The organism is Microbispora sp. CSR-4, assembly GCF_008033685.1.
Classification (GTDB): domain Bacteria; phylum Actinomycetota; class Actinomycetes; order Streptosporangiales; family Streptosporangiaceae; genus Microbispora.
In genome coordinates this window covers 199,171-211,328 of the sequence record NZ_VJVX01000004.1, presented here as the reverse complement: position 1 = coordinate 211,328, position 12,158 = coordinate 199,171, and the positions used below count along the sequence as shown (strand labels likewise).

General features: G+C 70.6%; 8 protein-coding genes, 1 tRNA gene and 1 pseudogene. 4 read left to right on the top strand and 6 right to left on the bottom strand.

Annotated features, from left to right (window positions below; all coding sequences use genetic code 11):
• Both FLV34_RS06775 and FLV34_RS06770 read right to left on the bottom strand, forming a co-directional pair.
• Window positions 1-330 (bottom strand): annotated as a pseudogene (locus tag FLV34_RS06775) (hypothetical protein); the annotation flags it as partial.
• Between the two features lie 472 nt (window positions 331-802).
• Window positions 803-1,327 (bottom strand): MarR family winged helix-turn-helix transcriptional regulator, encoded by a 525-nt coding sequence (locus tag FLV34_RS06770; RefSeq protein WP_142650793.1) that lies wholly within the window; start codon window positions 1,325-1,327, stop codon window positions 803-805.
• 84 nt (window positions 1,328-1,411) lie between these two features.
• On the opposite strand from FLV34_RS06770, the gene FLV34_RS06765 reads away from it, so the two are divergent.
• The gene (locus FLV34_RS06765; RefSeq protein WP_185949063.1) at window positions 1,412-2,170 is read left to right on the top strand and encodes a trans-aconitate 2-methyltransferase; all 759 of its coding nucleotides are present in this window, start codon (window positions 1,412-1,414) and stop codon (window positions 2,168-2,170) included.
• Window positions 2,171-2,306: 136 nt separating this feature from the next.
• On the top strand, window positions 2,307-3,854 hold the full coding sequence (locus tag FLV34_RS06760; RefSeq protein WP_147942615.1) for a CYTH and CHAD domain-containing protein: 1,548 nt from the start codon (window positions 2,307-2,309) through the stop codon (window positions 3,852-3,854).
• Between the two features lie 4 nt (window positions 3,855-3,858).
• Here FLV34_RS06760 and FLV34_RS06755 read toward each other — a convergent pair whose 3' ends face one another.
• From FLV34_RS06755 to FLV34_RS06740, 4 genes are all read right to left on the bottom strand, one after another.
• Complete coding sequence (locus FLV34_RS06755; protein ID WP_240971943.1) at window positions 3,859-4,761, bottom strand: NUDIX hydrolase; 903 nt, start codon at window positions 4,759-4,761, stop codon at window positions 3,859-3,861.
• Between the two features lie 31 nt (window positions 4,762-4,792).
• On the bottom strand, window positions 4,793-6,889 hold the full coding sequence (locus FLV34_RS06750; protein ID WP_147942614.1) for an RNA degradosome polyphosphate kinase: 2,097 nt from the start codon (window positions 6,887-6,889) through the stop codon (window positions 4,793-4,795).
• 604 nt (window positions 6,890-7,493) lie between these two features.
• Window positions 7,494-8,510 (bottom strand): TetR/AcrR family transcriptional regulator, encoded by a 1,017-nt coding sequence (locus FLV34_RS06745; protein ID WP_142650805.1) that lies wholly within the window; start codon window positions 8,508-8,510, stop codon window positions 7,494-7,496.
• Window positions 8,511-8,832: 322 nt separating this feature from the next.
• On the bottom strand, window positions 8,833-9,771 hold the full coding sequence (locus FLV34_RS06740; RefSeq protein WP_142650790.1) for an acyl-CoA desaturase: 939 nt from the start codon (window positions 9,769-9,771) through the stop codon (window positions 8,833-8,835).
• A 623-nt stretch (window positions 9,772-10,394) separates the two neighbouring features.
• On the opposite strand from FLV34_RS06740, the gene FLV34_RS06735 reads away from it, so the two are divergent.
• Together FLV34_RS06735 and glmU are read left to right on the top strand one after the other, a co-directional pair.
• A tRNA-Gln gene (locus FLV34_RS06735) sits at window positions 10,395-10,465 on the top strand.
• Window positions 10,466-10,646: 181 nt separating this feature from the next.
• Window positions 10,647-12,116 carry a bifunctional UDP-N-acetylglucosamine diphosphorylase/glucosamine-1-phosphate N-acetyltransferase GlmU gene (gene glmU, locus FLV34_RS06730; protein WP_142650789.1) on the top strand — a complete coding sequence of 490 codons (1,470 nt, stop codon included), beginning with the start codon at window positions 10,647-10,649 and terminating at the stop codon, window positions 12,114-12,116.
• Window positions 12,117-12,158 lie beyond the last annotated feature (42 nt).

Here is a 12,158-nt window from a genome sequence, read left to right as displayed (position 1 = left end):
GCCGGTGGTCTTCGGCAGGTTCACGTTCTTGAGGCTGCCGCTGGCGGCCTTCTGGTCGCCGCTCGACCCGACAACGCCGGCCTTGGTGTCGGCGGAGGCTCCGCCGGTCGACACGTGCTTGGCCGAGATCTTGGTCTCCACGCCGTACGGCGTGGCGTTGATCAGGTTGGCCCGCGCCTGACCGAACCAGAACGCCGCGACTTCCTTCGCGGCGAGGTTGGTCTTGGCGAGGTTGACGGACGGGATGGAGTCGGCGTGAGCCGGGGCGGCTATCGCCGCGGAGGCCAGCAGGCCGGCCGCGACCCCGCCCAGAGCGAGAGTGCGTTTCAAGAGGATCTCCCTGGTCTGTCGTGAGGCGTCACTCGCGCCCCATACGTCAGTGAAGGAACGGTCGGAAGTTATAACGAGAAACCCTCTGAAACCAGGAATTTCGGGTTTCCTCTCCGCGCCCGCAGAGTCTCCGCTCCGGCGTGGTGGCCGCGTCGTCATGGCGGCGCGGACCCCGTCTCCGCTGATCACAGACCTTTCGGTCGCCTCGGGCCTCGCCCGGTGCTGGACCGATCCAAGGAAGGTGTGTGACGTAAATCACACGGATATGCATCATATCGATGCCGGTTGGACATGAGTCAATAGCGGGCTGGCGTGCGTTCGAGGTGCCGCCAAAAGCGCCAAAAGTGACAAACGTCAAAGAAGGCATGTTTTACCCCGGACGGGAACGTTTGTCGGTGTCAACCCCCCGGGGTCCGGCCGGCTTCCGCCTCCATCGGACGGCCGGGCCGGGGGTGGCGACGGCTCCGCCGGATCAGTGGGCGGACGCGTCGGAGGTGTCGAAGGGGATCAGAAGCGTGCGCAGCAGGGCGGCGAGTGCCTTCTGTTCGTGCTGGTCGAGACCTGCGAGGAGTTCGCGTTCGCGGCGCAGCAGGTCGGCGAAGGCCGCGTCCACACGGTGCATCCCGGCGGGGGTCAGCCGCACCAGCACGCCGCGCCGGTCCTCCGGGTCCGGGCGCCGGGTGACGAGCCCTCCGGCGGCCAGCCTGTCGATGCGGTTGGTCATCGTGCCGGAGGTCACCAGGGTGGCGCGAAGCAGCGCGCCCGGGCTCAGCTCGTACGGTTCCCCCGCACGGCGCAGGGCCGTCAGCACGTCGAACTCCCACGACTCCATGTCGTGCGACGCGAAGGCCGCGCGGCGCTCGCGTTCCAGGTGCCGGCTCAGCCGGGAGACCCGGCTCAGCACTTCGAGAGGCGTCACGTCCAGGTCCGGGCGCTCCTGTCTCCAGGCCGCGACCAGCCGGTCCACTTCGTCCTCGACGGGCCTCGAGAAGGTCATGGGCCGAGTCTAGCTTCTCTTGACATCGAGATATCTCCCGCGATATCGATTTATCTCGATGTCAAGATAATGGAGGTGCGTGGCATGGGTGCGGACATCTGGGATCCGGTGGTCTACGAGCGGTACGCGGCCGAGCGCGGCCGCCCCTTCCACGAGCTCGTGGCCCGGGTGGGCGCCAAGTCGCCCGAGTATGTGGTCGATCTCGGCTGCGGCACCGGGGAGCTCACCGCGACCCTGTGCGACCGATGGCCCGGCGCTCGGGTGCACGGCGTCGACTCCTCGCCCGCGATGATCGCCAAGGCGCCGCCCGGGCCGACGTTCGAGGTTGTCGACGTCCGGGAGTGGCAGCCGCCCCGCCCGGTCGACGTGATCGTCTCGAACGCGCTCCTGCAGTGGGTGCCGGAACACCCCGACCTGCTGCGCCGGTGGAGGAGTCACCTGACCGAGGACGGCTGGCTCGCCTTCCAGGTGCCCGGCAACTTCGACGCGCCGAGTCACGCCGTCGTGCGCGAGCTGTGCCGTACGACCTGGCGGGAGGAGCTGGGCGACGTGCCGCGGGACGCGCCGGTCCGGGAGCCGGCCGACTACGTGGACCTGCTCGCCGATCTCGGCTTCACGGTGGACGCGTGGGAGACGACCTACATCCACGTGCTGCCGGGGGAGGACGCCGTGCTGAACTGGATCAAGGGCACCGCCCTGCGGCCCATGCTCGACCGGCTGCCGCCCGAGCGCCACGCCGACTTCCTCGCCGACTGCGCCCGCGGCCTGCGCGCCGTCTATCCCCCCAGGCCGTACGGCACGCTGTTCCCGTTCCGGCGGATCTTCGTCGTCGCGCACCTGTGAGTGGGCGCGCGCCCGAACGGGCCGGTTGACCGCGCCGCGGCCATGAATGCGTGGAGCCGGCGCGCCCGTGGTGAGCGGAACGTACTGTTCACCTTGGGGGGCATATGACCGTAAACCGGGGCATTCGGGGGGAACGGTGGCGTTGGAGATCGAGGACAAGTTCGACGTTCCGGAGGGTTTCGCCCTGCCCGACCTCAGCGGCGTGCCGGGGTGCGAGGGGGTGTCCGAGCCGCTCTCCCACCGCCTGACCGCGGTCTATTTCGACACCCCCGATCTGCGGCTGGCGGCTCGCGGCGTCACTCTGCGCAGGCGGCGCGGCGGGGACGACGAGGGCTGGCACCTCAAGCTGCCCAAGGCCAAGGGAGCCCGCCAGGAGATCACCCGGCCGCTCACCCGCAGCGCCAAGGTGGTGCCCGCCGAGCTGGCGAGCCTCGTCCTCGCGTACACGCGGGGCGCCCCGCTCGCGCCGGTGGCCCGGCTGGAGACCCGCCGCAGCATCACCCGGCTGCTCGGCCCCGGTGGCGCAGGCGGCTCGGGCAGCATGGGCGGCGAGGGCAGCGCGGACGGCACAGGCGGCGCGGGTGGCACGGGTGGCACGGGTGGCACGGAGAGCACGGTCCTTGTGGAGATCGCCGACGACCGCGTGAAGGGCACCGTGCTCGGGGACGAGCCGGTGGTGCGGCGCTGGCGCGAGGTCGAGGCCGAGCTCAAGGAGGGCGATCGCGGCCTCCTTGAGAAGGTCGCCAAGCGGCTGCGCAAGGCCGGCGCCACTCCCGCGGACAGCGCGAGCAAACTCGCCCGCGTCCTGGGAGACCGCATCCCCGCGCCGCCGCCGAGGATCCGGCCCGAGCCCGGTTCGGTCGGCGAGGTCGTCGTCGCCTACCTCCGCGCCCACGCCGACGCGCTGATCGCGCAGGACCCGCACGTGCGGCTGGCCGAGGAGGACGCCGTCCACAAGGCCAGGGTCGCCGGCCGCCGCCTGCGCAGCGCGCTCAAGGCGTTCAAACGGATCGTCGCCGGCACCGAGGATCTCCAGGAGGAGCTCAGGTGGCTCGGCGAGGTGCTCGGCGAGGCGCGTGACCTGGAGGTCATCAGGGCGCGCTTCGCCGGCCGGCTCGACGGCCTCGATCCCCGCTTCGTCACCGCCGACGCGCGCCGCAGGCTGGGCGACGACCTGCAGGCCAGGGAACACGAGGCGTACGAGCGGATCCGGGGCGTGCTCAGCGAGAGCCGTTATTTCGCGCTGCTCGACGCCCTCGACGCGCTGGCCGCCGACCCGCCGCTGACGGCCGCGGCGGCCAAGAACGCGGACAAGGCGCTGCCGAAGATCGTGGACAGGAACTGGCGGCGGGTGACCGACGCCTACGAAGCGGCGCGGCGCATGGAGGAGGGCGCGGAGCGGGAGGCGGCCATGCACGACGTGCGCAAGGCCGCCAAGCGCGCCAGATATACGGCGGAGGCCGCCGGCATGTCCGGCGCGGCCGAGCGCGCCAAGGAGGTGCAGGAGGTGCTCGGACGGCACCAGGACGGTGTCGTCGCCCAGGGCGTGCTGCTGGAGGAGGCGGAAAGGGCCCGCCGGGCCGGGGAGGACACTTTCACCTACGGCGTGCTCGTGGGCATCGAGAGCGCCGAGGCGGCCCGGGCCCACGATGAGTTCCCCGTCGTCTGGTCCCGCCTCGCCTGAGGGTTCAGGTCGTATAACGCTCCAGGCTGACAACGCGGGCGGGGCCGGGGTCGGTGGCGCCCGGGTGCATGGCGCGGTGGAGGACGGCGAAGCCGCCCTTGGGGAGAGTGTGATCGGCGGTCCGCACGCCGCGCAGCGCCTGGCCCGCCATGCCCAGCAGCTCGGGCAGGACCTTGCCGTGGCTGCACACCACCGCCGCCTCGGGCGCGGCCAGCAGCTCGCGCATCAGCCGTTCCGCCTTGCGGGGGTCGTATCCGCTCTCCGACAGCGCCGTCTCCTCCCGCACCTCCAGCCCGTGCCGCTCGGCGTACGGCATGAGCGTCTGCGTGCAGCGCCTGCTGTGCGAGCTGACCAGCACGGCCGGACGGTAGCCCCCCAGCACCGTGGCCAGCACCTCGGCCTGAGCGCGCCCGCGCTCGTCCAGTGGCCGCAGGTCGTCGTCGCCCTTCCACTCCTGCCGGGAGCCCGCCAGCGCGTGCCGCACGAGGATCAGCGGCGTGGTCGGCAGGGGAGCGGCACCGGCGGCGCGCAGCAGGCCGCGGTCCCACCTGTGGGTCAGGCGCCGCTGCGCCTCCTCGATCGGCAGCCACACCACCTCATCGACCTCGTCGCCGTCGGCCGCGACCCGGTCGTCGAGAGCATGGGCGAGCCAGTAGTCCACCCGCTTGAGCCGGTCGCCGTGCATGTAGTGCACGGGCGGCAGCGCACGGCCGAGCACGACCTCCAGGCCGGTCTCCTCCCGCACCTCGCGCAGGGCCCCGGCGATCACGTGCTCGCCGCGCTTGAGCTTCCCCTTGGGGAGGCTCCAGTCGCCGTACGCCGGGCGGTGCACGAGAGCGACCTCCGGGTCGTCCTCGTCACCCCGCCAGACGACGGCCCCGGCCGCCCTGATCATGCCCATGGCCATGTCACCGACCCCGCCCCCGGCCGTCGATCCGTCAGTCCGCCACGTCGTCCACGGTCCGCCAGCGCCGTCCGGCGATCAGATGGTGCTGGAGATCGACCTCGCCCCGGTGACGCAGCCACTTGCCGTCGGAGTGCAGCGTCCAGGCCGTGGTGGTGTCGCGGAACGCCAGGTCGAGCAGATCGGACAGATACCGGCGCTGCTGCGGGCTGGCGACCTTGACCAGCGCCTCGACCCGCCGGTCGAGGTTGCGGCGCATCAGGTCGGCGCTGCCGATCCAGATCTCCGGCCGCCGCCCCCCGCCGAACTCGTAGATCCGTGAGTGTTCGAGGAAACGGCCGAGCACGCTGCGTACGCGGATGTTCTCCGACAGGCCGGGCACACCGGGACGCAGGGTGCAGATGCCACGGACCCACAGGTCCACCGGCACCCCCGCCTGCGAGGCGCGATACAACGCGTCGATGATCGGCTCGTCCACGATCGAGTTCGTCTTGATCCGGATCCGGGCCGGGCGGCCCGCGGTGCGATGGGCGATCTCCTGCTCGATCCGGGCGAGCAGGCCCTGGCGCAGCGAGTTGGGCGCGACCAGCAGCCGGCGATACTCCGACTGGCGGGAGTATCCGGTCAGGGGGATGAACAGGTCGGTGACGTCCTCGCCGACCTGCGGATCCGCCGTCAGCAGGCCGAAGTCCTCATACTGCCGGGCCGTCTTGGGGTTGTAGTTGCCGGTGCCGATGTGGCAGTAGCGCCGCAGCTCGCCGCCCGCCTCCTGGCGGACCACCATGGCCAGCTTGCAGTGCGTCTTGAGGCCGAGCACGCCGTAGACCACGTGGCACCCGGCCGTCTCCAGCTTGCGCGCCCAGGAGATGTTCGCGTGCTCGTCGAACCTCGCCTTGATCTCCACCACGACCACGACCTGCTTGCCCGCCTCGGCCGCGTCGATCAGCGCGTCCACGATGGGCGAGTCGCCGCTGGTGCGATAGAGGGTCTGCTTGATCGCCAGCACGTCCGGATCTGCCGCCGCCTCCTCCACGAACCGCTGCACGCTGGTCGCGAACGAGTCGTACGGGTGATGGACGAGGATGTCGCGCTCGCGCAGCACGGTGAACAGGTCGTCCTCGGCGCTGATCGCCTCCGCCGGGACGAACGGCCGGTAGTGCAGCTCCGGGCGGTCGAGGTCGGCGATGGCGTGCAGCCCGGTCAAGTCGAGCGGCCCGGGCAGCCGGTAGATCTCGTTGTCGGACACGCCGAGCTCGTCCACGAGCAGTTCCAGCACCTGCGGGGTGATGGTGTCCTCGACCTCCAGCCGTACGGGCGGCCCGAACCGGCGGCGCAGCAGCTCCCGCTCCAGCGCCTTCATGAGGTTCTCGGTGACGTCCTCGTCGACCTCCAGGTCCTCGTTCCTGGTCACCCGGAAGACATGGTGTTGCACGATCTGCATGCCCTTGAACAGCTCGCCCAGGTGGGCAGCGATCACGTCCTCAAGCGGGACGAACCGGTTCGGCGAGGCGGTCACGAACCGGGGGAGCTGCGAGGGGACCTTCACCCGCGCGAACACCGTGTGGCCGTTCTCCGGGTTCCGCACGGTCACGGCCAGATTCAGCGAAAGACCCGAGATGTACGGGAACGGGTGGGCGGGATCGACGGCCAGCGGCGTCAGGACCGGCCGGATCCGCTCACGGAAGAGCTTGCGCAGCGCCGTCCGCTCGTCCCGTGCGAGGTCTTCCCAGCGGACGATCGCGATGCCCTGCTCGGCGAGCTCCGGGCAGATGAGCTCGTGGAAGACCGCCGCGTGCCTGCGCGCCAGGTCGTCGGCGACCGTCGCTATCCGCGACAGCGCCTCGCTCGGCTTCAGCCCGCCCGTCGTCCGCAGCAGCAGGCCGGTGGCCATCCGCCGTCTGAGCCCGGCCACCCGTACGCGGAAGAACTCGTCCAGGTTGCTCGCGAAGATGGCGAGGAACCTGACGCGTTCGAGCAGCGGCACCGAGGAGTCCTCCGCCAGCTCCAGGACGCGTTCGTTGAACTGGAGCCAGCTCTCTTCACGGTTGAGGAACCGATCGTTGGGCAGCGGCGTCTGCGCGGGGAGGTCGGCCTCCTCCGGCTCGCGGGCGGGGGAGCTTTGGGCGGACATATAACGAAATATGCCCCAACTCGTTGAACAGAACGTTAACTGAACCGCAACGAAAGCGTCAGACCGCTCTGTCAGGCCACTCTGTCGGACCGCGCTCTTCCCGATCTCCACGCTTCACCCGTCACCGGCGACCGCCGCGCGCTCCCCGCGTGCGCTGTCTGTGCGTCCCACGCGCTTCCTGTGCGTCCCACGCGCTCTCGCGCTTCCAGGGCAGGGCCTCCCGCGCGCTGCCTGTGCGTCGCACGCGCTTCCCCGCGCGCGCCCTCCGCCTCCCGCGTGATGCCGGCGTGCCTCTCTCGTCGGCGGGGACCGCCCGCGAGCCGCGCTCCCACGGCATCGCAGATCACCCTGAGCGGGTCGCCGGACCTCCCCCGAGCGGGTTGCGGGATCACCCTGAGCGGGTCGCCGGACCTCCCCCGAGCGGGTTGCGGGATCACCCTGAGCGGGTCGCCGGACCTCCCCCGAGCGGGTTGCGGGATCACCCTGAGCGGGTCGCCGGACCTCCCCCGAGCGGGTTGCGGGATCACCCTGAGCGGGTCGCCGGACCGTGCTGAGCGGCTTTTCGCGCTGTAGCGGCGCCCGCCGGCGAGCCGCCGGCGGGCGGTCAGCTCTCGCCGTGCTGCTGCCGTTCGAGTTCCTTGGCCCGTTCGCGCTGTTCGCGTTCCTTGGCCTTCTCCAGCTCGCGCTGGCGGCGTTCGAGTTGCTTGGCGCGTTCGCGCTGTTCGCGTTCGCGCGCTTTCTCCTGCTCACGGCGGAGCTTTTCCTGCTCCTTCAATTGCCGTTCGAGTTCCTTGGCCCGTTCGCGCTGTTCGCGTTCCTTGGCCTTCTCCAGCTCGCGCTGCTGGCGTTCGAGTTGCTTGGCGCGTTCGCGCTGTTCGCGTTCGCGTGCCTTCTCCTGCTCGCGGCGGAGCTTTTCCTGCTCCTTCGACTCGCGCTCGGCGGGTCTCGCCGTACGGGTCTCCGCGGAGGGGGACAGGACCAGGCCGCGCGTCGCGGCGGTGAGCATGGGATTGGCGTCGAGGCCGGTCAGGCCGTTCCAGGACAGGTTCACCAGGTGAGCGGCGACCTCCTCGCGGCGCGGCTTGCGCACTTCGAGCCACCACTGCCCGGTGAGGGCGGTCATCCCCACGAGCATCTGGGCGTACATCGGCGCGAGCTTGGGGTCGTAGCCGCGCTCCTTGAACTCGTCCGCCAGCACGTCCTCCACCTGGCTGGCGATGTCGCTGATCAGGCTGGCGAAGGTGCCCGTGCCCGAGGCGGCGTGGGAGTCGCGGACCAGGATGCGGAATCCCTCGCTGCTCTCCTCGATGTACTGGAGGAGGGCGAGTGCGGCGCGCTCCAGCTTGATGCGGGCATGCGAGGCCGACAGGGCCTGGGTGACCAGGCTGAGCAGGCGCTGCATCTCCCGGTCGATGACGACGGCGTAGATGCCCTCCTTGCCGCCGAAGTGCTCGTACACCACGGGCTTGGACACCTTGGCGCTGGCCGCGATCTCCTCGACCGAGGTGCCGTCGAAGCCCTTGTCCGCGAACAGGGCACGGCCGACCTGGATCAGCTGCTCGCGCCGTTCCGCGCCGGTCATGCGTCTTCGGGATCGGGAGGACTCGCTCACGGGTTCCATCATGGCGGGTGCGGCGGCTCGAACTCGGTTCGGACCGGTTCGCGATTGTTTGGTGGAAGTGGCCGGACGCGCCGGTACGACCACCGCGGAGGCGGAGGCCGTACGAGTGCCGGCGGCGGCCGATGCCGAACGGGCCGGTGCCTGACGGGCAGATGCCGAACGGGCCGACGTTGAACGGGCAGGGGCCTGCCGGGCGGGTGCCGGGAGGGCGGGCGTGGCCTGCGCCGCCGGAGAAGAGGGTGCGGATGCGGGGGACGTCGGTGTGAGGGACAGGGCCGCCGCGTTACGCGGAGCGGCCCTGCCGTCACCGCTGACTGAGTCGTCAGGCAATGCGCTTCGCCGCCAGCCGCTCGGGGGTCGGCCAGCGCACGTCGTAGGCCCATCCGGCCTTCTCGAACCAGCGGATCAGGCCCGCGCTGAGGTCGATCTGGCCCTTCAGCGCGCCGTGCCGGGCGCAGGTGGGGTCGGAGTGGTGCAGGTTGTGCCACGACTCGCCGAACGACGGGATGGCCAGCCACCACACGTTGCGGGACTTGTCGCGCGACTCGAACACCTCCTCGCCGAACACGTGGCAGATGGAGTTGATCGACCAGGTCACGTGGTGCAGCAGCCCGATCCGGATCAGCGTGCCCCAGAAGAACGCGGTGAGCGCGCCCTGCCACGACCAGGTGATGAGGCCGCCAAGGACCGGCGGGAGCAGCAGGGAGGTGATCGCCAACGTCGGGAACCACCGGTGCAGCTTCATGATGTCCGGGTCCTTGAGCAGGTCCGGGGCGTACTTGGCGCGGTTGACGCGCTCGACCTCGAAGAGCCAGCCCACGTGCGCGTACAGCAGGCCCTTGCACATCGACTTGAAGCCGGGCCCGAACCGCCACGGCGAGTGCGGGTCGCCCTCCTTGTCGGAGAACTTGTGGTGCTTACGGTGGGCGGCTACCCAGTCCACCACCGACATCTCAAGCGACAGGCTGCCGGCGATCCCGAGCGCGATCTTCAAAGGCCGGTTGGCCTTGAACGAGCCGTGGGTGAAATAGCGGTGGAACCCGACCGTGACCCCCAAGCCGGACACGATGTAGAAGGCGGCGGCGATCGCGACATCGGTCCAGCCCAGGCCCCATCCCCAGGCGAACGGCACGGCGGCGATGACCGCGAGGATCGGAAGGCCGACGACGAGTCCGAAGACGACCAGATCGGCTTTGCTCTTGCCTTCCGGCTCGAACTCCGGCTTCGGCTGTGGTGAGGGACGTTCGGTCAGGACGGTCATGGGCTACCTCACGAGATGGGGAAGAATGTCTGGCTACGGAACCGTAACCTACGCCATCGTAAGTTAGGAATCCCTAAGAGCGAATGTGTGGAAGGTGACGCTCCGGGCCGCAACTGGTGGCGAATCCACGTCTTGCGTCAACGGTCGGCCATCTGGTAGTGCCTCGTGCTCACATCCGGCCGCGTCGCCGATGCCGCGGCGTCCACGGCGATCTGCCCGCTATGCCCTCTCGATAACATCCCCGGCCGTCGTGCTCGGCATCATGCGCGGTCCTGCCGGACGGGGCGACGCGGTGCCGCTGCCGGGCCGCGGCGGCGAGGCGGACCGTCGAGGAGCAGGTCGCCAAGCCGATCGAGAGCGCGTTCTAGGTATGCGGCCGGTCCGATCGAGGGGCGTGGCATGGCCCGCGCCCGGACCTGGCGGGGCGGGAGGCGTGACCCCCGATCGGCCTGGCCGCACCTGAGTGCGGCCTGCTTGTCGCTGGATGCCCGGGGGTTCCGCGGCCTCGGCCGGGGTTTTCCTCGCGCTGGATTTTGGGGGAGCGCGCCGGGGGGACTGCTCTGTATCCTGAGTGTCGGATTCCGGCGGGCGCCGGGATCCGACAAAACGGCACTTCGCGCCCATCCCGGGTCGTCTAGGGGCAAGACTACAGATTTTGGTTCTGTCAACGGAGGTTCGAATCCTCCCCCGGGAGCCTGTTTCGTCCGGCTGTCGGAGCCCCAGGGGGGCTGGTTCCCTCCTGGGGTACGGCAGGTAAGCTCACCTTGTCGAGCGGGTGACCGTGCGGTTCCTGGGTATTGGACGCGTGGGAAGCCGCCCTCAATCCATACAGTCACGATCCGTAGTGAGCCGCGACGCCGAGGGAGCCTCAATCCGTGAGTGTGCCGCGCCCGGCAGCCGTGATCGTCCTCGCCGCCGGCGAGGGCACCCGGATGAAGTCGAAAACCCCAAAAGTCCTCCACGAGGTCTGTGGCCGAGCGCTGGTCGATCACATGCTGGCCGCTGCGCGCGGCCTGTCGCCCGAGCGGCTGATCGTGGTCATCGGGCATGCGCGTGAACAGGTCGGCGCCCATCTCGCGACGACCGCCGCCGACGCCCGCACGGTCGTCCAGGAGAAGCAGAACGGCACCGGCCACGCCGTGCGCACCGCGCTCGAAGCCGAGGGCCCGTTCGACGGCACCGTCCTGGTGACGTACGGTGACACGCCCCTGCTGCGCACCGAGACCCTGACTGCCCTGCTGGAACGGCACGCCGCCGACGGCAACGCCGTCACGGTGCTGACCGCCGTCGTCCCCGACCCGACCGGCTACGGCCGGATCGTGCGCGACGAGAGCGGCGCGGTGCTGGAGATCGTCGAGGAGAAGGACGCGACCCCCGAGCAGCGCGCGATCGCCGAGATGAACTCCGGCGTGTACGCCTTCGACGGCGCGTTGCTGGCCGACGGCCTGAGGCGGATCGGCGCCGCCAACGCCCAGGGCGAGGAATATCTGACCGACGTGCTGGCCATCCTCCGCGAGGACGGCCACCGGGTGGGCGCGCACGTGGCCGCCGACCACGCCGAGGTCGAGGGTGTCAACGACCGCGTCCAGCTCGCCTTCGTCCGGCGCGTGCTCAACGACCGCATCCTCCAGGCGCACATGCGCGCCGGCGTGACCGTCGTCGATCCGGCGAGCACGTGGATCGACGCGGGGGTCGAGATGGAGCCCGACGCCGTGATCCACCCCGGCACCCAGCTCAAGGGCGCCACGAGGATCGGGGCGGGAGCCGAGGTCGGGCCGGGCACCACACTGACCGACACGGTCGTCGGCGAGGAGGCCGTCGTACGCAACACCGTCTCCGACGGTGCGGAGATCGGCCCCGGCGCCGTCGTGGGCCCCTTCTCCTACCTGCGCCCCGGCACCGTGCTCGGCGCCAAGGGCAAGATCGGCGCGTTCGTCGAGACCAAGAACGCGCGGATCGGCGAGGGCTCCAAGGTCCCCCACCTCACGTACGTCGGCGACGCGACGATCGGGGTCGGCTCGAACATCGGCGCCGCCTGCGTCTTCGTCAACTACGACGGCGTCGCCAAGCACCACACGGTCGTGGGCGATCACGTGCGTGTGGGCAGCGACAACATGCTCGTCGCCCCGGTCACGATCGGGGACGGCGCCTACACGGCCGCCGGATCGGTGATCACGTCGGACGTGCCGCCGGGGGCGATGGCGGTCGCCCGGGGCAAGCAGCGCAACATCGAGGGCTGGGTGGAGCGCCGCCGCGCCGGCACCCGGTCCGCGGAGGCGGCCCGGCGGGCGACCGAAGCCGGCGACGTGGCCGCGGCGAACGGCAGAGACCCCGCCGGTGACTAGAGCCGGTGAACTGCGCCGTCGATAAAGGACCACCTGCGGCCC